Below are 20,717 nucleotides of genomic sequence, written 5' to 3'. Positions count from 1 at the left end.
GGGATCAGTGGACCGGCAGTTCGACGCCGTCGAACAGCTCTTCCAGTTCCTGCTTGTTGTGGCACTGAATGGCCTTGGCCATGACTTCGCGGGTCAGGTGTGGCGCGAACTTCTCGATGAAGTCGCACATGAAGCCACGCAGGAAGGTGCCACGACGGAAACCGATTTTGGTGATGCTGGATTCGAACAAGTCGCTGGCATCGAGCATGACCAGGTCGCTGTCGAGTTTGGCATCGACTGCCATTTTCGCCACGATGCCCACGCCCAGACCCAGGCGAACGTAAGTCTTGATCACGTCGGCGTCGGCCGCAGTGAACACCACTTTCGGCGTCAGGCCGCGATGGCTGAAGGCTTCGTCAAGTTTCGAACGGCCGGTGAAACCGAACACGTACGTCACGATCGGGTATTCGGCCAGGGCTTCCAGGGTCAGCTTCGACAGCTTGGTCAGCGGGTGGCCCTGAGGCACGACCACGCAGCGGTTCCAGCGGTAGCACGGCATCATCACCAGGTCACCGAACAGTTCCAGGGCTTCGGTGGCAATGGCGAAATCCACGGTGCCGTCAGCGGCCATTTCAGCGATTTGCATCGGCGAGCCCTGGTGCATGTGCAGGGCAACGTCCGGGTATTGCTTGATGAAATTGCTGATCACCGGCGGCAAGGCATAACGTGCCTGAGTGTGCGTGGTGGCGATCGACAGGGTGCCTTTCTTCTCGTTGGAGAATTCCTGGGCGATCTGCTTGATGCTTTCAACCTTGCGCAGGATCTCGCCGGCGGTGGTGATGATGCGCTCGCCGGCCGGGGTGACGCGGGTCAGGTGCTTGCCGCTGCGAGCAAAGACCTCGACGCCCAATTCGTCTTCCAGCAGACGGATCTGCTTGCTGATGCCCGGTTGCGAGGTGTAAAGGCTTTGGGCTGTAGCGGAAACGTTGAGGTCGTGGTGCGCCACTTCCCAGATGTAGCGCAATTGTTGAAGCTTCATATGAATCCCTCAAAGCAAGGTAGACGCCACGGGCATCAGCGACGGTATATAACTATATTAATGGTTTGAAGAATAAATCTAGAACTTTTTTGTCAAATTGCCACTATTCTTGCTCTAGCGATCCCCTTGGCGACGACGCTCAACCAGCGGCACCAGATAAACCGGCACACGAGCCAGTTGCAACACCCGCGCAGCGGTGCGGCCCAGAGGTGTTTCCGCACCTGCGCCATGGCTGTGACTACCTACGATCAACAAATCCACAGAGAGTTTCTGCGCCTGGTCGAGAATCACCTGCGATGGGTCACCCTGCAGCACCCGCACCGCTTTGATCCGCTCCAGATCCTGCTCCCCTTCATCCCCCAATTCTTCACGAAAGCTGTCGAGCACCCGCTGCTCGATATTGGCGATCACCGTGCTCAAGCCCTGACTGTGAAACTCGTTCAAGGCCTGCTCATCGAGGTAACTCTGCAACACCGATTCGGCAAACAAACCCATGGGCTCAACCGCATGCACCACATACAAGTCGGCATTGAATGTCCGCGCCAGCGCCAAGGCATGCTGCATCACCAACGGTGCATACAGCCCGAGGTCAGTGGCATACAGCATCGAATGAATCATATGACCTCCTCGCGTGCCAACATGGCGGAGATTTGATTCAGCTTAGCAGTGCCTTGGCGAGTACGACGTTCGGTGTAACGCGTTGAACGGCGGCTTAAACTTTTTGCTCGTTGCTTATGCCGTGGGGCACGTGACCGGTGGCGACCACTTCGCGGGCCAGCTCGCAATGGCCGGCCTGGTCGTCGAAAAACACATCGGCGGCAAACGCTTCGAGAAACGCCGACTTGGTCAGCCCGCCCAGAAACAGCGACTCGTCCAGACGGATGTCCCACTCGCGCAAGGTGCGGATCACCCGCTCATGGGCTGGCGCCGACCGTGCTGTCACCAGGGCGGTGCGGATCGGACAGGCGTCATCGGGAAACTCGCGTTGCAACAGATTGAGGGCGGCGAGGAAGCCTTTGAACGGCCCTCCGCGCAAGGGCTCGCGGGCCGATTCCCGCTCGCTGGCCTGAAACGCTTCCAGGCCACCGGACTGATAGATCCGCTCAGACTCGTCGGAAAACAGCACCGCGTCACCGTCGAAAGCAATGCGCAATTCATCACTGGCCGCACGGCTGGCACCACCCGACAAAATGGTCGCCGCGGCGAACCCGGCGTCCAGCGCGCTGCGCACGTCTTCGGCATGGGTGGAGAGAAACAGGTCGCAGCCAAAGGCCTTGAGGTACGGATAAGGGCTGCGCCCACCGACAAACGCCGCACGGGAAATCGCCAGGCCATAATGATCAATCGAGTTGAATACGCGCAGGCCGGTGTCGGCGCTGTTGCGCGACACCAGGATCACCTCGACCCGGGCCCGACCGAGGCTGGCGTTTAGATTGAGGAGTTTTTGCACCAACGGAAACGCATCACCGGGCGCGAGGATTTCGTCTTCGTGTTCAATCTGATATTGCCGGTAGGCCTCGACGCCGCTCGACAGATAGACCTTGTGACTTTCGCTCAGGTCGAACAGCGCTCGCGACGAAATCGCCAGCACCAGTTTGTCGTCGATAGTCTTTGCCATGCCCTTCCCCCTCAGGTTGATCGACTCACGTGTTGCGCCGATCGATAAAACTCAAGCTGCGATACAAGGCTTCGATTCGCGGCAATTCACACCCCGCCGCTTTTGCCGTCGCCAGCGGTCGCGCATAAATCGCCTGTAGTTCCAGCGGTCGTTTGTGCAGGAAATCGTGGTACATGCTCGGCCAATAGTCAGGCATTTTCTCGGTCATCATGAACAGAAAGTCCGCGTAACCGGCCGGCATTTCGTGACCGCAAGCCTTGGCGCCCTGAACCACTTCGGCCATCAAGGCCTTGATCAGTTCCCGGCTGTCGGCATCGGCCATCAACGGCGTGGTGCCCGCGCCAAGCAGTACTGACAGGCCGTTGTAAGGGATATTCCAGACCAGTTTCTGCCAGCGCGCCTGATGCAGGTTCGGCATGGCCTGGGAGTCGATGCCGGCGCTGCGGAACAACCCGGCGCCCTCCTCGACAATCGCCATGCGCGCCTGTTCATCGGTGGCGGGGCCACTGTGGTAGCCGACATTCACTGCGCCAAGGGCCTGATGAGTGATCGCCCCCGGACCGGTGCGATGGACGCAAATCAGGCAGAGCCCGCCGAGCAGATGCAGAGTATCCGGGAGCAAGGCTCGCAGACTGTCTTCGACATCCAGGCCATTTTGCAGGAGCAAGACTTTGGCATTCGGCGCGGCGGCTTGAAGGATGGCGGGCGCCAAGTCTGCGTTGCTGGTGGTTTTCGCACCGACCAGCAGCCAGTCGCAAGGCGGCATGTCTTCGGCCGACGAATAGGCCTGGACCGGATTCAATGTCAGCGCACCGTGCACCGCACTGTCGACTTGCAGCCCGCGTTCGGCGACCGCTGCAAATTCACTGCGCAACAAAAAGTGCACATCGAAACCGGCTCGCGCCAGCATCACCCCGTAGAACCCGCCGATCGCGCCGGTTCCGATAATACCGATGGTCGGTTTGGCAACTGCCTCCATCATGGCAACTCCTCTGCATTGCGACTGAGCGCCTGGCGCACGGTTTCATTGAGCCCGGTGCTGGTCAGGCGCGACTGTACTGACCCGAAGAACTCGCCGTCGCGCACCACAAACAGCGCCGGCAAATGAAACACCTGATAACGCTCGACCAGCCCGCCATTGTCCCCGGCATCGATCCAGCACAGCCGGTCGATCGCCAGATCGAGTCCCGGTAGTTGCTCACGGGCAAACCGGCAACTGGCGCAGCCGACACTGGTGAAAATCACCAGCGACACACCGCTCATCGCCAGCAGCCGTTGGTCGGCGTCGAAATCGGTCAGTTCCAATTCGACCACTATACTGGGGGAAACAATGTCAAATGGCCGACACATGGAGTTTGTGTTCATGGGACGTTTTCTACCTCACCCTGACGATGTGCCCGTCGAGTTAACGTTGCTCAAGCATGAGTGCATTTCGCGACAACGGCTGCACACTATCAGCCTCGGCGGCATGGCTTGCAATTACCACCGCGCCTGGCGCCACGGTACAGCGCTGGAAGTGCGCATGCCCACCTTGAATCCCGATTTACGTTATCTGGGCTATGTCGCCTGGTGCCTGCGACGCAAACACGGCTATCTGGTGGGCATTGCCTTCGTCGATGAACAGATGCTGTTCAGTGCGCGAATGGGCGAGCAGGTCTGCCAGATCGAACGGTATTGCCGACTGCGTGACGCACACGAGGACCTGCAAGATGTTCAAGCCCTGGCCCTCGTCTGGGTCCAGCAGCATGCCGACGAGTTCTCCCACGATACGGTTCGCAAGGCATTTGCACAGCCTGCGCTGGGTTAGGCGCCGCTCTCAATTAGTGAGAATGCCCCCAAAACCGCTGTCTGCCCATTGTCGAGCAGGCGCGTAACGCGCTAAGGTTCGGCTCCCCGACGCGCTTAATTTGCTGTGCTCCGCCGCGCGGGTTCGCTGGCGGCCGGCACCCGTGACCTGACGAGTAAACGATGGCTGATTTACCGATCAACGACCTAAACGTCGCCTCCAACGAGACCCTGATCACTCCCGATCAGCTCAAGCGTGATATCCCTCTGAGCGACGCTGCCCTGCGCACCGTCACCAAGGGCCGCGAAGTCATTCGCAACATTCTTGATGGCACCGACCACCGCCTGTTCGTCGTCATCGGGCCTTGCTCGATCCACGACATCAAGGCGGCCCACGAATACGCCGAGCGCCTGAAAGTGCTCGCTGCGGAAGTGTCCGATACCCTGTATCTGGTCATGCGCGTGTATTTCGAGAAGCCACGCACCACCGTCGGCTGGAAAGGCTTGATCAACGACCCGTACCTGGATGACTCCTTCAAAATCCAGGACGGTCTGCACATCGGTCGTCAGTTGCTGCTGGACCTGGCCGAGATGGGCCTGCCGACCGCCACCGAAGCCCTCGACCCGATCTCCCCGCAATACTTGCAGGACCTGATCAGCTGGTCGGCCATCGGCGCGCGCACCACCGAATCCCAGACTCACCGTGAAATGGCGTCCGGCCTGTCTTCGGCCGTCGGCTTCAAGAACGGCACCGATGGCGGCCTGACGGTGGCGATCAACGCCCTGCAGTCGGTTTCCAGCCCGCACCGTTTCCTGGGTATCAATCAGGAAGGTGGCGTGTCGATCGTCACCACCAAGGGCAACGCCTACGGTCACGTCGTACTACGCGGCGGCAACGGCAAGCCGAACTATGATTCGGTCAGCGTCGCACTCTGCGAGCAAGCGCTGAACAAGGCGAAGATCAAGCCGAACATCATGGTCGATTGCAGCCACGCCAACTCCAACAAGGACCCGGCCCTGCAACCGCTGGTGATGGAGAACGTCGCCAACCAGATCCTCGAAGGCAACCAGTCGATCATCGGCCTGATGGTCGAAAGTCACCTGAACTGGGGCTGCCAGGCCATCCCGAAAGACCTCGCCGACCTGCAATACGGCGTGTCGATCACCGATGCCTGCATCGACTGGTCCGCTACCGAAAACACCTTGCGCAGCATGCACGCCAAGCTCAAGGATGTGCTGCCCAAACGCGCTCGCACCTGATCACGTTTCGCCGCACACAAAAACGCCGGGCTGAACCCGGCGTTTTTTGTGTTCGTATTTTGAGGTTACTGGCTCAGCTTGGCGGCATGCCGCTGGTGGCGCTCCATGTAGCGCTCGACGTAAGAGCACGATGGAATGACGGTGTAACCCATTTCTTCAGCGTACTGCAGCGCCTGTTCGGTCAATGCGGCCGCGATGCCGCGACCCCGCAATGCGTTGGGCACGAAGGTGCGATAGATATCCAGGGTCTGTTTCCCCAGATCCATATAGGTCAGGTAGGCACGATGACCGTCCACACTGGTCTCGAACTGATGACCAGCCTGGTCATGGTGGATGGACAACGCCTCGCTCATCACTACTCCTCGCGGGTCTGGAATTCTGACCCCTACCTTACCGATGTTTTTCCGGCGAAGGAACATCTACGCCACCCCGTGCCTGAATGGACACCGAGAAGAGCTGCACCGATCTCGCGCAACCGAGCACGTATCAAATAGTAGGCACCATTGGCAGAAAATGCTCAAGGTACGCTCGTCATCGCGCTCAGGTGACGGGTGCTGCTTCGGGTGACACAGGGACGGCTCGACCGGAGATATCCGCGGGTCGATAGCCTGAACATTGCCGGATGTTGAGACTTAAGACGAACGCGCCCTCTTAAAGTCACCATCAAGATGGATAAAGATTATGAGAGCCACCGCGCAAAATCCGAACAAAAGTATGGACGAATCCATGTAGACAGACTTTAGCCAAGAACGAGAAAAACAGCGGTGAGTGCACGGAACTTTTTTTCGGCGGCTCGCTCATCTCGGGCTTCCCAGCTGGATATTTTTTAAACAATGCAGTTAAAAGTTGCTCGAAAAAGAATCAACGCCTACAATTTTTTTTGCTTCTTGCTACACGTCAGTTTACTTACTAGAAGTAATGGGTAGTATGTACGCCGGCTATTTCCTCACTCTGAGGAGACAGCTACTTAATAGAAAGTCCTTGAAGGGGAACACGATGAACAACGTTCTGAAATTCTCTGCTCTGGCTCTGGCCGCAGTTCTGGCTACCGGTTGCAGCAGCGTATCGAAAGAAACCGAAGCACGTCTGACCGCTACTGAAGACGCAGCTGCTCGCTCCCAGGCTCGTGCAGACGAAGCTTACCGTAAGCTGATGAAGCTCTGGCTGCTGCTCAAAAAGCACAACAGACTGCTGACGAAGCTAACGAGCGTGCTCTGCGCATGCTGGACAAAGCTAGCCGCAAGTAATAATCCTTCGGGGTTGTTATCAAGCCGACCCATTTATGGGTCGGCTTTTTTTTGCCCGGTGCTTCCTGCCGGCAATAAAAAACCCGCCGACGCAGCCCGTGTCGGCGGGTTCTTTTCAGGCTTTACTGCAGCGGGTCGATCGGCGCACTCGTCACCATCGACGCGGAAGTGTTCGGCACTCCGATTTCCACCGGCAGGCCATCTTCAGCGGCAACCACGTCACGGACCACATCCCAGTTCATGCGCAGGTTATTGGTGATGTCCTCACGCTTGAGCATCGCATTGATCACCGCAGTGTGTTTGTCGACCACAGAAGGGTTGCCTTTGTCGTCCAGCGGAGTGTGCGCTTCCAGATACACCTTGCCCCCACTGACGCCAAACTTGTACGGGTCGCTGATAATGCGCACCGACGTCCCTACCGGCACCATGCCCGCCATTTCCAGCACGTTGTTATTGAACATGCGGAAGCAACCATGACTGGTGCGCATGCCGATGCCGAACTTCTTGTTCGAACCGTGGATCAGGTAGCCCGGCGTGCCGAGGGTGAACTTGAACGGCCCCAGCGGGTTGTCAGGGCCGGCCGGCACCACGTTCGGCAGCGGATCGCCATCGGCAGCGTGTTCGGCCTTGATCGACGCTGGAGGGGTCCAGGTCGGGTTCGGCGTCTTGGCGATAATGCTGGTGTGGGCAATCGGCGAGCCCCAGCCTTCACGGCCGATACCCAGCGGGAAGGTGTACACCACGTTCCGGCCTTTCGGGAAGTAATAGAGGCGGTACTCGGCCAGGTTGATGACGATGCCTTCCCGCGGGCCCGGCGGCAGGATGAAGCGTGTCGGCAGCACCACTTCGGTGCCAGCGCCTGGCAACCATGGATCGACGCCCGGGTTGGCCGCGACCATTTCCGAATAGCCCAGATCGTAGGTGGTGCCAAGGTCGGCGAAGGTGTCTTCGTACTTGGCCTTGATCACCTGGACCTGACCGATGATGTCTTCACCGGGTGGTGGCAGGGGCAGCTCCAATGCTGCTACGGGACCCGCCACACAGAGGGCGGCGAGAGACAGGTAGCGGGTGACGGCAGGAAAGCGCGGCAACATCCGGAAAATCCTTCGCATGATCGACAAGGGTATAAAAACGGGATTGTACACCGGCATCCGGAACTTCGGGGAGTTGGCCGATAGCAAGCTATCTTTGACGCTTTACAGCTCGAACCGCAGCTCTGGCCAGATCGGCGACGTGCCACGTTTCTGCGATTCGAGGATGGCGCGACACAGCGAGCACAGGCGCTGGTCCTGGAAAACTCGGCGATCGACGCTCGACCAGCGCGGTTGCGCCGGCAGCAGGCTGCCGCACAAGGTTCGATCCGCCGAGCCGCCCAACTCCAGTTGACGGGTCACCAGATGTACCCGCACTTCCTGGCAGGCAAACAGATCCAGCTGTTCGTCAGGCTCGATCAGTTGGTAGGCAAAAAGGGACCAGGCAGGACGCGGCATCGGGGGCTCCAAATCGGGGGCGCCACCTTAGCCGAAACACCGCCACTAGAAAAGCGTCAAAGCAGCGGTTTCAGTGTCGGCCAGACATTTTCCAGCAACTTGTCCTGAGCGCCCGCAGCCGGGTGCAATCCGTCGGCCTGCATCAGGTCCGGATGACCACCCACGCCGTCGAGAAAAAACGGCACCAGCGGGATGTTTTTCTCGCTGGCCAGCGTGCTGTAGACCTTCGCGAAGGCCTCGGTATAACGAACGCCATAGTTGGGAGGCAGCTGCATGCCGAGCAAAAGCACCTTGGCGCCACTGTCTCTGGAGCTGTCGATCATCGACGCAAGGTTTTGTTGCAAATTAGCGGGGGGCATTCCGCGCAACCCGTCGTTGCCACCCAACTCGAGGATCACCAGCTCAGGCTTATGCTCTGCAAGCAGCGCAGGCAGGCGCGCCTGGCCTCCGGCACTGGTGTCGCCGCTGATGGAGGCGTTGACCACCTTATCGTCGAAACCTTCGCGCTTGAGCCGTTGCTCAAGCAGCGACACCCACCCCAAGCGGGTATCCAGGCCGAAACCGGCGCTGATACTATCGCCAACGATCAGGACAGTACCCGCCGCTGCGTTCTGGGCCATGCACATCAAGGCCAGGCCAGCACTCAAAAACCACACACGCATCGGATTCTCCATGGGCGCAAGCATTCTCACCGCGAAGAACCTCAGCAAAGTGGTTCCCAGCGCGGAAGGTGAACTGACTATCCTGCACGAACTCAGCCTGGAACTGAACAAGGGCGACAGCCTGGCCATCGTCGGCGCCTCCGGTTCCGGCAAATCCACCCTCCTCGGCCTGCTCGCCGGCCTCGACCTGCCGAGCAGCGGTGAAGTCACCCTCGCCGGCCAGGGCCTGAGCAATCTCGACGAAGACCAGCGCGCGCGCATTCGGGCCGAGCATGTCGGGTTTGTGTTTCAGTCGTTTCAACTGCTGGACAGCCTCAACGCGCTGGAAAACGTCATGCTGCCGCTGGAACTCGACGGCCGCAAAGACGCCCGCGAACGTGCCACTCAGTTGCTCCAGCGCGTCGGCCTGGGCCAGCGCCTGACCCACTCGCCGCGCCAGCTCTCCGGCGGCGAACAGCAACGCGTGGCGATTGCCCGTGCGTTTGCCGCTGAACCCGATGTGCTGTTCGCCGACGAACCCACCGGTAACCTCGACAGCCATACCGGCGAGCGCATCAGTGACCTGTTGTTCGAACTCAACCAGGAACGCGGCACGACCTTGGTGCTGGTGACCCACGACGAACGCCTGGCACATCGTTGCCGGCGCCTGATCCGCCTTGAAGCCGGCCTGCTGGTCGCCCCTCTGGAGCCTTGATGGCACGCTTGCCGCTGTTGCGCCTGTTCAGTCTCGCCATTCGTCAACTCCTGCGCGACGCCCGCGCCGGTGAGTTGCGCGTGTTGTTCTTCGCCCTGGTGGTGGCCGTGGCAGCAAGTACCGCCATCGGTTACTTCGGTGCCCGCCTGAACGGCGCCATGATGCTGCGCGCCACCGAGTTTCTCGGTGCCGACCTGTTGCTAGAAGGCAGTTCACCGGCGCGCCCCGAACAGATCAGAAGTGGTACGGAGCTGGGACTCGAACACGCTCAAGTGGTGGAGTTCTCCAGTGTCATCGCCACCGACAACGGCATTCAACTGTCCAGCATCAAGGCCGCCGACGACGTTTATCCGCTGCGCGGCGAACTGAAAAGCGCCCCGGCCCCCTTCGCCCCGGAAGAAGCCGGTGGCGGACCGAAACCCGGCGAGGCCTGGGTCGAAGCACGGCTGCTGACCGCGCTCGATCTGAAAATCGGCGACAGCATCGATGTCGGCCTGCGCACCCTGAAACTGGCGCGCGTCCTGACCTACGAACCGGACCGTGCCGGCAATTTCTACAGCCTGACGCCGCGGGTGCTGATCAACCTCAGCGACCTCGCCGCGACCGGCGTGGTGCAACCCGGCAGCCGGGTCAGTTACCGCGAACTCTGGCGCGGCAAAGCCGAAGCGCTGGAAACCTATCGTCAACTGATCAAACCCGGCCTGGCCGCCAACCAGCGCATACAGGATGCTCGCGACGGCAACCGGCAGATCGGCGGCGCGCTGGGCAAGGCCGAGCGTTACTTGAACATGGCCAGTCTGGTGGCGGTTCTGCTGTCCGGCGTGGCCGTGGCGCTGTCGGCGACCCGCTTCGCCACCCGCCGCTTCGATGCCAGTGCCCTGCTGCGTTGCCTGGGCCTGTCGCGTCGGGAAACCATGGTGCTGTTCAGTTTGCAGCTGACGGTACTCGGCCTGCTCGCCAGCCTCGGCGGCGCCCTCCTCGGCTGGCTCGCACAACTTGGATTGTTCGCGTTGCTGCATGATTTGTTGCCGACCGACGTACCACCGGGCGGTCTGTTTCCCGCCATTGCAGGGATCGGCACCGGGCTGGTGGCCTTGGCCGGTTTTGCCTTGCCGCCACTGGCTGCACTCGGTCGAGTGCCGCCGCTGCGGGTACTGCGTCGGGACATGCTGCCGATTCCTTCCAGCACGTGGATGGTCTATGGCGCCGCGCTGGGCGCCCTCGGCCTGATCATGTGGCGCCTGAGCCTCGATCTAATGCTGACCTTCGCCCTGCTCGGCGGTGGCGTGATCGCGGCGGTTATCCTCGGCGGCCTGCTGTTGCTGCTGCTCAAAAGCCTGCGTCGGATGCTGGCACGCGCCTCCTTGCCCTGGCGCCTTGGGCTGGGCCAACTGCTGCGTCATCCGCTGGCGGCAGCGGGGCAAGCCCTGGCCTTCGGTTTGATCCTGTTGTCCATGGCATTGATCGCATTGCTGCGGGGCGAGTTGCTGGATACCTGGCAGAACCAGTTGCCGAAAAACGCGCCGAACTATTTCGCCCTGAACATCCTTCCCGCCGACAAACAGGCTTTCACCGATCGCCTGATCGAACTGTCAGCCCAATCGGCGCCGCTGTACCCCGTAGTGCCCGGACGACTGATCAGCATTAACGGCGAGCCGGTGCAGGAAATTGTCAGCAAGGATTCGGCGGGTGACCGGGCGATCCAGCGCGACCTTAGCCTGACCTGGGCGGCGGACCTGCCGGCGGGCAACAAACTGACGGCGGGCAACTGGTGGAGCGAACAGCCAGCCGATGAGATTCCCGGCGTGTCGGTGGAAGGCAAGGTTGCCGAAAGCCTGAAGCTCAAGCTCGGCGATCACATGGTCTTTACCGTCGGCGGGGCCAATCGCGAAGCGAAAGTCACCAGCCTGCGGGAGATCAACTGGGACAACTTCCAGCCGAACTTCTTCATGATTTTCCAGCCTGGGACGTTGAAGGATTTGCCTGCGACCTACCTGACCAGTTTCTATCTGGCGGCGGGTCACGATCAGCAGATTGTCGACCTGTCCCGGTCCTTCCCGGCGGTGACCATTTTGCAAGTCGAAGCCTTGCTGGAGCAGCTGCGCAGCATCCTCTCCCAAGTCACCCTGGCCGTGGAATACGTGCTGCTGTTTGTCTTGGCGGCGGGGATGGCGGTGTTGTTCTCGGGCTTGCAGGCAACCCTCGATGAACGCATTCGCCAGGGTGCGTTGCTGCGCGCGCTGGGGGCCGAACGGCAGTTGCTGGTCAAGGCACGGCGGATCGAGTTTGGCTTGCTCGGCGCGGTCAGCGGGTTGTTGGCGGCGTTGGGTTCGGAACTGGTGAGCCTGGTGCTTTACCGCTTCGCCTTCGACCTGCCGTGGCATCCGCATCCGTGGCTGTTGGTGTTGCCGTTGATTGGCGCGGTGCTGATCGGCGGCGCCGGTGTATTCGGTACCCGTCGTGCGTTGAACGCCAGCCCCCTGACAGTGTTGCGCGAGGGTTGATAGACTCAAGGCCTTTCCATCACAAGAAGTTGCCATGAGCCGTTATCGCCCTCCCCGCACCGCTGGCACCGCGCTGATCACCCCCGAAGGTGAAGCGCGGATGCGGGCCGAGTTTCATGAGCTCTGGCATGTCCGTCGGCCTCAGGTGACGCAATCTGTCAGCGAGGCGGCGGCACAGGGTGATCGTTCGGAAAACGCCGAGTACACCTACGGCAAAAAGATGCTGCGCGAAATCGACAGTCGCGTGCGCTTTCTCACCAAGCGTCTCGAAGCACTGAAGGTTGTCAGCGAGAAGCCCAGCGACCCGAACAAAGTCTACTTCGGCGCCTGGGTCACCATAGAAGATGAAGACGGTAAAGAGTCACGCTACCGCATCGTCGGACCGGATGAGCTGGACTTGAAGCAGGGCCTGATCAGCATCGACTCGCCGCTCGCCCGCGCGTTGATCGGCAAGGCGCTGGACGCCGAGGTTCGGGTCCAGACACCCACTGGTGAACAGTGCGTGTATATCGTGGCGATCGAGTATCTCTAAAGCTTCAGCGGCGCGTGATCAAACCTTGCCGGGCTACCCGGGTCAGTTGCCTGATCACCTCTGGCGCCTCTTCGACGCTGGGCGATTGAATCACCGCCAGATCAAAACTGTCGCTGGCAAATCGCGCCAGTGATTCACCGTCCTCGACAAACTGGATCAGGAACGCTGCGGGGCCGCCGGTACGACGTGGCCATCCATCGAGATAACGCAGGAGCGTCGGCTGATGTTTTCCGCCAAGCAGGATTTTTGGATTGCGCTGGGTGAGGTGTGCCGTGATCGGCGCGGGGCGTACAACGGGGCTTAGTGCATTCATTGGGTCGTGTCTCTGCCTCAAAAGTCTGCATGGCAGGTGAGAGGCAACACCGAACCAGCGCTTTAGCGGTATTTCGAAGCCTGTTTCAAGCTTCTATCGGCAACTGAATGAGTCACCTGGCGCCCCGCAAGTAGCTGTTTAAATCGGCGCATGAGCAGCATCCTAGAGAAGCTGACCGGACAGTGTCAAGAATGACGCGCAACAAAAAAGGCCCGCGCAAGCGGGCCTTTTCGTTGAGCCAGAGCGGTCAGTCAGCGATCGCGCGGTCTACCGACAGTTTGCCGGCACCCTCGATCAGTACCGCGATGCTGCCGCCGAGCAAGGCCAGGGCGAATTCATAACCGTTGTTGGTCATGAACAGACCGTGGCTGATGTGCACGGTGAAAATGGCGACCAGCGAAAGGAAGGTCAGACCCAGTGCTGCCGGGCGGGCCAACAGACCGATGATCAGGGCCAGACCGCCGAAGAACTCGGTACCACCGGACAGGATCGCCATCAGGTGACCCGGTGCCAGACCCAGGCTTTCCATGTACTGCGCAGTGCCGGCAATGCCGTAACCACCGAACATGCCGAAAAGTTTCTGCGCACCGTGAGCAGCGAAGATGATGCCGACGAAGATCCGCAGAACGGTCAAGCCGTAGCCCGCGCGGGTAAACAGTACCTTGTTGATCAGTGTGCTCATGCTGTGTCATCCATTGTGATTGTGTGTTGGTTGGCCGCCATATTAATCGATAAACCAAATGTTAAAAGCGCAATTTTTGCGACATAACAATCAGTTTAGTCGATCATTTCCGCGAGGCAACTTTCTGCCCCTGGGGCTCCAACGATTCCCTTTCACGATCGAACGCCAGGTAATACTTGTTCACGCTATTAACATAGCTGACGGCGCCCATTCCCACCTGCTCCATGGCGATGCGCTCGACCTGGAAGAACCACTGATTGGGATTGAGGCCTCGGCGCCGGGCTTCGGCGCGCATGCCCTGCACCCGTTCCGGCCCCATGTTATAGGCCGCCAGCACGAACGCCATGCGCTCGCGCTCGTTGAGTTTGGGGCTTGCGAAGAACTTGCGTCGGATCATCGCCAGGTACTTGGCCCCAGCCTGCACATTGGCATCGAGGTTCTGAATGTTGTTGACCCCGACGCGCTGGGCGGCGGATGGGGTGATTTGCATCAGGCCAGTGGGGCCGCTGCCGCTGCGGGCGTTGGGTTGCAGGGCAGACTCCTTGAAGGCCAATGCCGCCAGGTTCAGCCAGTCCATGCCTTGGGCATCCGCGTGCTTTTGCAGCACCGGGCGAAGTTTTTCCAGACGCTGCCGATCAGCCTTGGCCAATGGATAGTGCACTTGATACAGACGTCGATAGATGCGCAGGAACGCCACGTCCTGGTCCGACGGTTTCTTGTAGGTCGTCAGGAAGCGATCGATACTCGCGCGCAACATCGAGGCGTCGCGGCGCACGAACCAGAACTCCTCGCCCGGCTCGCTAATCGGCACCTGCTTATCGAAACGTAATTTGGTCAGGATCTTGCCCCAGCGCTCGGCAATCGGTTGCTCGACGATGGTCAGGTGAAAGATCCCGCCCTGGACCATTTCCAGAACGTCTTCGACCGCCAGACTGGGGTCGACCCATTCGATTTTCACCGGCGCCAATTTGTGCAATGCGAGTTTTGAATTGATCTGACTGACCGCATCCCCGGCCGCACTGCCGGTGGGCAGCGCCAGGGTTTTACCCGAGAGTTGTTCGACGCGGGTGTAACGGCGTTCACCCTTGATGCCCACCAGCACCAACGGGATGTTGCTGGCAATCGGTTCGCTGCTGCTGACCGCATGGCCCGGTTGCAAATCGAGCAGTTCCCCCGGCGCCACCAGGTCACCTTCCCCGCGCTGCAAGGCACCGAGCAGTTGATCCTTGCCTTTGGGAATGATCTTGAGGGTGATTTCCTGACCGTCCCGGGCGTGACCGTTGAGGTATTGCTCGAAGGCACGCAAGCGGTGGTACTCGACGCCGATGGCCTGGCCCTGGACTTCGCCGGAGCTGTTACGACTCTGGTTGACCAGTACCCGCAGCACACGACTGCTGCGGATCTCCGCCAGGTCACGGACCTTGGCCGCCGGCACGGCTTGCAGCGGGCCGGCCAGACGCGCGACCGCCGGCATCGGCAGCAGCAACGAACAGCACAGCAGTAACAACATCGAGGGACGTGTCATCCACTCTCCGGAAAGAATACTGGGCCGACCTCACGAATGTTCATGAAATCGAGCAACAGAAACAGAGCGCCTTGAGCGCTGACAAAGTGCGAAAGACTGGCACAGTGATGGCACCTTGGCCACCCCTGCGTGTCTCGCGGCATCAAGAGACAGCTTTAACTCTTTGTAGTTCTTGGCTTTTCTTATAAATCTACAGCTCTGATATGCTTTCCGGCCTTTGGTCCGAGGTAGCACCATGCAACTCATCGATATCGGCGTCAACCTGACCAACCCCAGTTTTGCGGATAAACACCAGGCCGTACTTGATCGCGCGTATGCCGCGGGGGTCTGCCAATTGGTCCTGACCGGCACCAGTGTCGAAGGCAGCGAGCAGGCGCTGGAACTGTGCCGGCAACTGGACGAAACAGCTCAGCGGCTGTTCGCCACCGCGGGCATTCACCCTCATTCGGCCAGCGATTGGAACGCCGACAGCGACCAGCGCCTGCGCAGTTTGCTCAAGGAACCCAACGTGGTGGCCGTGGGTGAATGCGGGCTGGATTTCAATCGCGATTTCTCGCCGCGCCCCCAGCAGGAAAAAGTTCTCGAAGAGCACTTGGCGATGGCGGTCGATCTGCAATTGCCGGTGTTCCTCCACGAGCGCGATGCCAGTCAGCGACTGCTGGAAATCCTCCGTGATTACCGTGATCAGCTGCCCGCCGCGGTGGTGCATTGCTTCACCGGGGAAAAGAAGGCGCTGTTCAGCTACCTCGATCTGGATTTGCACATCGGCATCACCGGCTGGATCTGCGACGAGCGCCGGGGCACGCATTTGCATCCGTTAGTCAAAGAGATCAAGCGCGGTCGCTTGATGCTGGAGAGCGATGCGCCGTATCTGTTGCCACGCAGCTTGCGGCCCAAGCCGAAGAACGGTCGCAATGAACCGGCGTATTTGACGGAAGTGCTGCGCGAAGTGGCGTTGCATCGGGGGGAAACGGAAGAGGATCTGGCCGCCCACACCACCGCCTGCGCTCGCACGTTCTACGGCCTGCCCTCAATCCCCCAGTAACCGCAAATCCCCTTGTAGGAGCGAGCCTGCTCGCGATAGCGCTCTGTCAGTCACATCAATGTTGGATGTGCCGACGCTATCGCGAGCAGGCTCGCTCCTACAGGGGACTTGTGATGATCATTGATCCACATCAAGTCCAGAATCCCTGCATAGCGGCACAATGCTGGCACCTTGCCAATGCTGTTTCCGCTATCAGAGAAGACCTCCATGGGTGCCTGGCTTAGCAACATCTCGCTGAAATACAAATTCTGGGCGGTCAATGCGGTCGCCTTCTTTACCACGCTCTTGCTGGTGCTGTACGCCGTGCAGCTCGAACAACAGGCCCGCAGCCACGCCTCTCAAGTGTCGGCTCAGGCGCAGGCTCGCTTGCTCAATGCCTGGCCTGCCGGACAACCGCTGCCCAAGACCGATAATCTGCTGACCTTCAGTCGCGGGCAGGCCCCGCTGCTGAACGAGCAGTCGGTGCTGGAACTGGCCGATGCCCATGGCTGGGTCGAAATCAACGTCCTACCACTGTTCGGCGATAACCCGTTGATGGGCGCCGAGGTGTTCTCTCGCCCCGACGGTCAGCAGGTCGCGGTGATCGCCCATGGCCCGAGCCTGAGCCAGGTGTTCGGCGAACGCTTCGCCAATTACGCGGTGGCAGTGTTCATCCTGATGCTGGCGATGCTTGGGGCTTCGCAGTTGTTGATCCGCTTCCTGCTGAGTCAACTCAACACCCTGAAAGACGTGATGCTCCACGTCGAGAAAACCGGCGACCTGTCAGCCCGTGTGCCGCTGGCCTGCAAGGACGAAGTCGGGCAGATGGCCAATGCCTTCAACGCGATGCAAGCCGGTTACCAGCGAGTGGTCAACACCGTCGCCAGCACCGCCCGGCAACTGGATGTCGGCGCGGCGCGACTGGCCTCGAGCATGAACGAGGTGCGTCACGGCATGCTCGGCCAGCAAAGCGAAACCGATCAGGCCGCCACGGCGATCAACGAAATGACCGCCACCGTCTATCACATCGCCCAGCACGCCGGCGCGACCCGCGACCTCTCGCAGACCGCTGATACCCTGGCCGGCAGCGGGCAGGAAGTGGTCAGTCGGGTGCAGAAATCCATCGCCGGGTTGTCCAGCGGTGTGCAGCAGACGGCCGAGATGATCCAGCGCCTGGCCGAGGACAGCCAGAAAATCAACGGCGTGGTCGGCGTGATTCACAGCATTGCCGAGCAGACCAATCTGCTGGCCCTGAATGCCGCGATCGAAGCGGCCCGGGCCGGCGAAATGGGCCGCGGCTTTGCGGTGGTCGCCGATGAAGTGCGCAACCTGGCCAAGCGCGTGCAAACCTCGACCGACGAGATCACGATCATGGTCTCCGCGTTGCAGGCCGGGACTCGGGACGCGGTGGACTTCATGCAGGAAAGCTCGTTCAAGGCCGACGATTGCGTGCAACAGGCCCAAGAGGCTGGCGTCGCCCTGGCGCAAATCACCAGCGCGGTGGCGCAGATGCGCGAAAGCAATACGCAGATTGCGGTGGCGGCCGAGCAGCAGAGCCAGGTCGCGGAAGAGATGAATCGGGCGGTGGTGAGTATTCGGGATGTGACCGAGAACACGGTGCAGCAGACGGTGGATTCGGCGACGACCAGTAATGAATTGGCAGCGTTGGCTGGGGAATTGAACAAGGCGATCGGGCAGCTCAAGCTTTGAGGGCCCCTTCGCGGGCAAGCCTCGCTCCTACAACATCAAGAGCGCGCAATTCCCTGTAGGAGCGAGGCTTGCCCGCGAAGGCGTCATACCGGTCAACATCAATCCTGACCATGACCGCTATCACTTCGATATTCAACCTCGATTCGCCGCCGGCATTAGCCAAGCCTATTCTTCAATCATGTGTTCAACATGGATCGAGGATTAGCATCATGGGCAAACGTCACCCCAACCTACCCGCCTGGCAATGGCGCGCCTACCCGGGCAATCACCAGCACCCGACCAATCTGGTGCTGCACCTGATTGCCGTGCCGCTGTTTATCGTGGCGTTTTTGCTGATTGTTTCCGGGGTGTTCGGCCTGAACTTAGTGAACTTCGCCATCGGTGTCATTGGCGTGATCGCCGCGTTGGGCTTGCAGCGCCACGGCCACACCCTGGAGGCGCAAACCTCCGAGCCGTTCAATGATCGTAAAGATGCGCTGTCGCGTTTGCTGGTCGAGCAGTTCCTGACCTTTCCCCGGTTCTTCCTCAGCGGCGGCTGGTGGCGCGCCTGGCGTGAGCGCCACCGTCGTCACTGATCAGGCGAAAATCGTCACCGTCTGCCGGCTCATGGCAATCAACTGACCGTCCGCGCTCCACAGTTTCGCGGCCGCGTGACCGTAACCGTCGGCACCATGCTCGATTTCAACCAGGTATTTGCACCAGTCCAGCGTGCTCAACTCGAGCAACGGCTGGACGAATTCGATGGTCCAGGTCAGCGTGCTGCCCATCGCGGGTTTGTTCAGGTGCGGCAACAGGGCCGGTGGCCAGGCGTCCACCAGCGCCAGAATATGCGACTCGCCGAGCGCCTCTTCCTTCACATCCCCACGCAAACGCACCCAGCCGCCCATCTCGCGGGATTTGTTGCCGGTGAACGGCAGACCGCCGACACTCCAGCGCATCGCCAGATGCTGCATGAATTCCGGTAGTACGCCTTTGATGTACGGCAATTCCTGGCAATCGTCCCAGTGTTTCATTTCAGGTGCAGGCTCGGCCGCGACCGCGACTTCGGAAGGTCGCGAGGCACCGAAGCTGCCCTGGATCAACGTCACCACTTGGCCCTTCTGCATCGCCCGGCCCAGCACCTGGCTGACGGCTTTGCCTTCACGCAGCACATCGACCTCAAAACTGACCGGCACTTCGGGTTCGACCGGCCCGACAAAGGTGATCGCCAGCGAACGAACCGGTCGATCCGCCGGGACTTTTGCGCGCATGGCTTCGTATTGCAACGCGGCCACCAAGCCACCAAAACTGGCTCGCCCCTGAGCCCATTCGGCCGGGATAGACAGCTCCAGCGGCTGGCTGCGGACGGCGTCGAGCAGATCGGAAAAGCGCATGGAAGTCCTCGCAGATAGAAAAAGTTGTTGTGATCTTAACCAGCTGACGGGTGCGACACAGCGCTTATTCCGGCCAAAAACACTGACAGATGAGCCGCTGGGATCAGGCTCAACACCAAACCACTGTAGGAGCGAGCCTGCTCGCGATGGCGGTGCATCAGTCGGCATCAGGGCTGGCTGACAGACCGCTATCGCGAGCAGGCTCGCTCCTTCAGTTGATTGGGGTTCAGGATTTGAAGCAGGCGTCGCTGAGTTTGTCGAGGACGCGGTCGGCGCGGCCTTCAGCCTTGGCCATGGTGGCTTTCCAGACGGCCACACAAGGTTGCAGATCGGGTTCCTGTTCAGCCTTGGCCAGCCACTGAAAACAGTCATGCCAGTCGCCCAAGGCACCTTGCGCCGACTTCAAGCGTGGCATCGCCGCGTTGGGCAATCGATCAAGTTCGGGATAGGCGTCGATGCCATAGCGCACGCGCTTGATCAGCAGGCGCAAGCGATGACGATCGTGGGCAGGATCGTGCAGGGCCTGATCGAGTTTCTTCCATTGTTTGGCGAGGCGTTTCTCGATGCGTTTGCGCAGGCCCTTGAGCAAGCCCTGACGCTGGGAGGCGCGGAGAAAACGCGGAAAGGCGTCGAGGATCATCAATAACTGCGTCACCTCGGGGCTTGTCGCCACCGCCGGATAAGCCGCAGCCATTTGCGCTATACGCCGTTGCGCCGCCTCGGGTTGATCGTGCTTGAGCAAGTAAGCCGCCAGCACCTCGCGATCACGCAAGGGCGTGGTCAGGTCGCCCACCCGGGACGCCGCCGCTTCCAGTTGCTCGACGCCGGGTAGCCCGCGCAACGGTCGCAACAGACTGCGCAAACGGCGAACCGTGGTGCGCAGGTCGTGCAACGCTTCCGGGTCGGTGCGCGCACTCAGACGCGCCTGGCAAGCCAGCAGGCGAACTTCCAGACCCAGAACATGCGCCACCAACCGATCAACCAAGGCAGACATTGTTTGCTCCCTGAAGCGAATTTCCTTAAGCCTAGATCATGCCTCAACGACCAGCGCGTGACTCACGAATATAGAAGCGCGCCTTCTCGGCTTTCTTGGTGCAGCCTTCAAAGCCTTCGAATTGCTGCTGAGTCTTGGCCGCGGTCAACAGCGACAGGGCCTTGGAGTAGCTGACGTTGCCAGCGAAACCCTCGGCCTTGGCCAGGTCCAGTTCACGCCACGCGGCATCGAGCCCGCTACCGCAGCTGTCACGATAAGCGGTTTTGCCGGCACAACCGGCGAGTGCCAGGGCAATCAAAGGCACACAGATCCAGGCTTTCATCAC

At 60.3% G+C, this 20,717-nt stretch carries 23 protein-coding genes and 1 pseudogene; 9 read left to right on the top strand and 15 right to left on the bottom strand.

Annotated elements, in window-relative coordinates; genetic code table 11:
- Window positions 1-4: 4 nt before the first annotated feature.
- The 5 genes from cysB to ACIQV9_RS17470 all read right to left on the bottom strand — a co-directional run bounded on the left by cysB (window position 5) and on the right by ACIQV9_RS17470 (window position 3,962).
- Window positions 5-979, bottom strand: a complete 975-nt coding sequence (cysB, locus tag ACIQV9_RS17490; protein ID WP_008148549.1) for an HTH-type transcriptional regulator CysB — start codon at window positions 977-979, stop codon at window positions 5-7.
- A 114-nt stretch (window positions 980-1,093) separates the two neighbouring features.
- Window positions 1,094-1,597, bottom strand: coding sequence for a universal stress protein (locus ACIQV9_RS17485; protein ID WP_403103834.1), 504 nt, complete (start codon window positions 1,595-1,597; stop codon window positions 1,094-1,096).
- Window positions 1,598-1,691: 94 nt separating this feature from the next.
- A complete protein-coding gene (locus ACIQV9_RS17480; RefSeq protein WP_403103831.1) occupies window positions 1,692-2,597 on the bottom strand; it encodes a 5'-nucleotidase in 906 nt (301 codons plus the stop codon).
- Between the two features lie 25 nt (window positions 2,598-2,622).
- Window positions 2,623-3,579 carry a putative 2-dehydropantoate 2-reductase gene (locus ACIQV9_RS17475; RefSeq protein WP_403103828.1) on the bottom strand — a complete coding sequence of 319 codons (957 nt, stop codon included), beginning with the start codon at window positions 3,577-3,579 and terminating at the stop codon, window positions 2,623-2,625.
- A complete protein-coding gene (locus tag ACIQV9_RS17470) occupies window positions 3,576-3,962 on the bottom strand; it encodes a thioredoxin family protein (RefSeq protein ID WP_403103825.1) in 387 nt (128 codons plus the stop codon). The genes ACIQV9_RS17475 and ACIQV9_RS17470 overlap by 4 nt, the downstream gene beginning before the upstream one ends.
- Here ACIQV9_RS17470 and ACIQV9_RS17465 point away from each other — a divergent pair.
- Both ACIQV9_RS17465 and ACIQV9_RS17460 read left to right on the top strand, forming a co-directional pair.
- The gene (locus tag ACIQV9_RS17465) at window positions 3,961-4,404 is read left to right on the top strand and encodes a PilZ domain-containing protein (RefSeq protein ID WP_403103822.1); all 444 of its coding nucleotides are present in this window, start codon (window positions 3,961-3,963) and stop codon (window positions 4,402-4,404) included. The two genes, ACIQV9_RS17470 and ACIQV9_RS17465, sit on opposite strands and share 2 nt — an antisense overlap.
- Before the next feature lie 161 nt (window positions 4,405-4,565).
- Window positions 4,566-5,642: a 3-deoxy-7-phosphoheptulonate synthase gene (locus ACIQV9_RS17460; protein ID WP_017339811.1), complete on the top strand. Its 1,077-nt coding sequence runs from the start codon at window positions 4,566-4,568 to the stop codon at window positions 5,640-5,642.
- 65 nt (window positions 5,643-5,707) lie between these two features.
- Here ACIQV9_RS17460 and ACIQV9_RS17455 read toward each other — a convergent pair whose 3' ends face one another.
- Window positions 5,708-5,995 carry a GNAT family N-acetyltransferase gene (locus tag ACIQV9_RS17455; RefSeq protein ID WP_109633645.1) on the bottom strand — a complete coding sequence of 96 codons (288 nt, stop codon included), beginning with the start codon at window positions 5,993-5,995 and terminating at the stop codon, window positions 5,708-5,710.
- Between the two features lie 643 nt (window positions 5,996-6,638).
- Between ACIQV9_RS17455 and ACIQV9_RS17450 the strand changes: the two are divergent.
- Window positions 6,639-6,889: pseudogene (locus tag ACIQV9_RS17450) on the top strand (Lpp/OprI family alanine-zipper lipoprotein).
- A gap of 122 nt (window positions 6,890-7,011) precedes the next feature.
- Here the strand turns inward: ACIQV9_RS17450 and ACIQV9_RS17445 are convergent.
- The 3 genes from ACIQV9_RS17445 to ACIQV9_RS17435 form a co-directional block, all read right to left on the bottom strand.
- Window positions 7,012-7,983, bottom strand: coding sequence for a L,D-transpeptidase family protein (locus ACIQV9_RS17445; protein ID WP_403103817.1), 972 nt, complete (start codon window positions 7,981-7,983; stop codon window positions 7,012-7,014).
- Window positions 7,984-8,085: 102 nt separating this feature from the next.
- Window positions 8,086-8,379, bottom strand: a complete 294-nt coding sequence (locus ACIQV9_RS17440) for a hypothetical protein (RefSeq protein ID WP_003226812.1) — start codon at window positions 8,377-8,379, stop codon at window positions 8,086-8,088.
- Between the two features lie 56 nt (window positions 8,380-8,435).
- Window positions 8,436-9,041, bottom strand: coding sequence for an arylesterase (locus tag ACIQV9_RS17435; protein ID WP_403103814.1), 606 nt, complete (start codon window positions 9,039-9,041; stop codon window positions 8,436-8,438).
- Window positions 9,042-9,051: 10 nt separating this feature from the next.
- On the opposite strand from ACIQV9_RS17435, the gene ACIQV9_RS17430 reads away from it, so the two are divergent.
- Genes ACIQV9_RS17430 through greB form a run of 3 tightly spaced genes read left to right on the top strand, consistent with a single transcriptional unit; the run spans window position 9,052 to window position 12,771 of the window.
- Entirely contained in the window at window positions 9,052-9,735 is a 684-nt protein-coding gene (locus ACIQV9_RS17430; protein WP_109633656.1) for an ABC transporter ATP-binding protein, read from the top strand.
- Complete coding sequence (locus ACIQV9_RS17425; protein WP_403103810.1) at window positions 9,735-12,239, top strand: ABC transporter permease; 2,505 nt, start codon at window positions 9,735-9,737, stop codon at window positions 12,237-12,239. Before ACIQV9_RS17430 ends, ACIQV9_RS17425 begins: the two co-directional genes overlap by 1 nt.
- 34 nt (window positions 12,240-12,273) lie before the next feature.
- On the top strand, window positions 12,274-12,771 hold the full coding sequence (gene greB / locus ACIQV9_RS17420) for a transcription elongation factor GreB (RefSeq protein ID WP_095196793.1): 498 nt from the start codon (window positions 12,274-12,276) through the stop codon (window positions 12,769-12,771).
- A gap of 4 nt (window positions 12,772-12,775) precedes the next feature.
- On the opposite strand, the gene ACIQV9_RS17415 is transcribed toward greB, so the two are convergent.
- The 3 genes from ACIQV9_RS17415 to ACIQV9_RS17405 form a co-directional block, all read right to left on the bottom strand.
- Window positions 12,776-13,084, bottom strand: a complete 309-nt coding sequence (locus ACIQV9_RS17415; RefSeq protein WP_010461613.1) for a hypothetical protein — start codon at window positions 13,082-13,084, stop codon at window positions 12,776-12,778.
- 247 nt (window positions 13,085-13,331) lie between these two features.
- A complete protein-coding gene (locus ACIQV9_RS17410) occupies window positions 13,332-13,766 on the bottom strand; it encodes a DoxX family protein (protein WP_403103805.1) in 435 nt (144 codons plus the stop codon).
- 103 nt (window positions 13,767-13,869) lie between these two features.
- Entirely contained in the window at window positions 13,870-15,291 is a 1,422-nt protein-coding gene (locus ACIQV9_RS17405; protein ID WP_403103802.1) for a transglycosylase SLT domain-containing protein, read from the bottom strand.
- A gap of 235 nt (window positions 15,292-15,526) precedes the next feature.
- On the opposite strand from ACIQV9_RS17405, the gene ACIQV9_RS17400 reads away from it, so the two are divergent.
- The 3 genes from ACIQV9_RS17400 (at window position 15,527) to ACIQV9_RS17390 (ending at window position 18,600) form a co-directional block, all read left to right on the top strand.
- The gene (locus ACIQV9_RS17400) at window positions 15,527-16,336 is read left to right on the top strand and encodes a TatD family hydrolase (protein ID WP_403103799.1); all 810 of its coding nucleotides are present in this window, start codon (window positions 15,527-15,529) and stop codon (window positions 16,334-16,336) included.
- A 207-nt stretch (window positions 16,337-16,543) separates the two neighbouring features.
- The gene (locus ACIQV9_RS17395) at window positions 16,544-18,025 is read left to right on the top strand and encodes a methyl-accepting chemotaxis protein (protein ID WP_403103796.1); all 1,482 of its coding nucleotides are present in this window, start codon (window positions 16,544-16,546) and stop codon (window positions 18,023-18,025) included.
- 209 nt (window positions 18,026-18,234) lie between these two features.
- The gene (locus tag ACIQV9_RS17390) at window positions 18,235-18,600 is read left to right on the top strand and encodes a terminase (protein WP_403103793.1); all 366 of its coding nucleotides are present in this window, start codon (window positions 18,235-18,237) and stop codon (window positions 18,598-18,600) included.
- On the opposite strand, the gene ACIQV9_RS17385 is transcribed toward ACIQV9_RS17390, so the two are convergent.
- The 3 genes from ACIQV9_RS17385 to ACIQV9_RS17375 all read right to left on the bottom strand — a co-directional run bounded on the left by ACIQV9_RS17385 (window position 18,601) and on the right by ACIQV9_RS17375 (window position 20,714).
- Window positions 18,601-19,398 carry an acyl-CoA thioesterase gene (locus ACIQV9_RS17385; RefSeq protein WP_403103790.1) on the bottom strand — a complete coding sequence of 266 codons (798 nt, stop codon included), beginning with the start codon at window positions 19,396-19,398 and terminating at the stop codon, window positions 18,601-18,603. It abuts the gene before it with no gap.
- Window positions 19,399-19,624: 226 nt separating this feature from the next.
- Entirely contained in the window at window positions 19,625-20,392 is a 768-nt protein-coding gene (locus tag ACIQV9_RS17380) for a CHAD domain-containing protein (RefSeq protein WP_403103788.1), read from the bottom strand.
- 43 nt (window positions 20,393-20,435) lie between these two features.
- Entirely contained in the window at window positions 20,436-20,714 is a 279-nt protein-coding gene (locus ACIQV9_RS17375) for a hypothetical protein (protein WP_403103785.1), read from the bottom strand.
- Window positions 20,715-20,717 lie beyond the last annotated feature (3 nt).

Source organism: Pseudomonas sp. NPDC099000 (genome assembly GCF_044759925.1).
In the GTDB taxonomy this organism is placed as follows: domain Bacteria; phylum Pseudomonadota; class Gammaproteobacteria; order Pseudomonadales; family Pseudomonadaceae; genus Aquipseudomonas.
This window is presented reverse-complemented; position numbering and strand designations above follow the sequence as displayed.

Coding starts and splice junctions, on each gene's coding strand:
- cysB (WP_008148549.1), bottom strand. CDS start 979: ATGAAGCTTCAACAATTGCGCTACATCTGGGAAGTGGCGCACCACGAC.
- ACIQV9_RS17485 (WP_403103834.1), bottom strand. CDS start 1,597: ATGATTCATTCGATGCTGTATGCCACTGACCTCGGGCTGTATGCACCG.
- ACIQV9_RS17480 (WP_403103831.1), bottom strand. CDS start 2,597: ATGGCAAAGACTATCGACGACAAACTGGTGCTGGCGATTTCGTCGCGA.
- ACIQV9_RS17475 (WP_403103828.1), bottom strand. CDS start 3,579: ATGATGGAGGCAGTTGCCAAACCGACCATCGGTATTATCGGAACCGGC.
- ACIQV9_RS17465 (WP_403103822.1), top strand. CDS start 3,961: ATGGGACGTTTTCTACCTCACCCTGACGATGTGCCCGTCGAGTTAACG.
- ACIQV9_RS17470 (WP_403103825.1), bottom strand. CDS start 3,962: ATGAACACAAACTCCATGTGTCGGCCATTTGACATTGTTTCCCCCAGT.
- ACIQV9_RS17460 (WP_017339811.1), top strand. CDS start 4,566: ATGGCTGATTTACCGATCAACGACCTAAACGTCGCCTCCAACGAGACC.
- ACIQV9_RS17455 (WP_109633645.1), bottom strand. CDS start 5,995: ATGAGCGAGGCGTTGTCCATCCACCATGACCAGGCTGGTCATCAGTTC.
- ACIQV9_RS17445 (WP_403103817.1), bottom strand. CDS start 7,983: ATGTTGCCGCGCTTTCCTGCCGTCACCCGCTACCTGTCTCTCGCCGCC.
- ACIQV9_RS17440 (WP_003226812.1), bottom strand. CDS start 8,379: ATGCCGCGTCCTGCCTGGTCCCTTTTTGCCTACCAACTGATCGAGCCT.
- ACIQV9_RS17435 (WP_403103814.1), bottom strand. CDS start 9,041: ATGCGTGTGTGGTTTTTGAGTGCTGGCCTGGCCTTGATGTGCATGGCC.
- ACIQV9_RS17430 (WP_109633656.1), top strand. CDS start 9,052: ATGGGCGCAAGCATTCTCACCGCGAAGAACCTCAGCAAAGTGGTTCCC.
- ACIQV9_RS17425 (WP_403103810.1), top strand. CDS start 9,735: ATGGCACGCTTGCCGCTGTTGCGCCTGTTCAGTCTCGCCATTCGTCAA.
- greB (WP_095196793.1), top strand. CDS start 12,274: ATGAGCCGTTATCGCCCTCCCCGCACCGCTGGCACCGCGCTGATCACC.
- ACIQV9_RS17415 (WP_010461613.1), bottom strand. CDS start 13,084: ATGAATGCACTAAGCCCCGTTGTACGCCCCGCGCCGATCACGGCACAC.
- ACIQV9_RS17410 (WP_403103805.1), bottom strand. CDS start 13,766: ATGAGCACACTGATCAACAAGGTACTGTTTACCCGCGCGGGCTACGGC.
- ACIQV9_RS17405 (WP_403103802.1), bottom strand. CDS start 15,291: ATGACACGTCCCTCGATGTTGTTACTGCTGTGCTGTTCGTTGCTGCTG.
- ACIQV9_RS17400 (WP_403103799.1), top strand. CDS start 15,527: ATGCAACTCATCGATATCGGCGTCAACCTGACCAACCCCAGTTTTGCG.
- ACIQV9_RS17395 (WP_403103796.1), top strand. CDS start 16,544: ATGGGTGCCTGGCTTAGCAACATCTCGCTGAAATACAAATTCTGGGCG.
- ACIQV9_RS17390 (WP_403103793.1), top strand. CDS start 18,235: ATGGGCAAACGTCACCCCAACCTACCCGCCTGGCAATGGCGCGCCTAC.
- ACIQV9_RS17385 (WP_403103790.1), bottom strand. CDS start 19,398: ATGCGCTTTTCCGATCTGCTCGACGCCGTCCGCAGCCAGCCGCTGGAG.
- ACIQV9_RS17380 (WP_403103788.1), bottom strand. CDS start 20,392: ATGTCTGCCTTGGTTGATCGGTTGGTGGCGCATGTTCTGGGTCTGGAA.
- ACIQV9_RS17375 (WP_403103785.1), bottom strand. CDS start 20,714: ATGAAAGCCTGGATCTGTGTGCCTTTGATTGCCCTGGCACTCGCCGGT.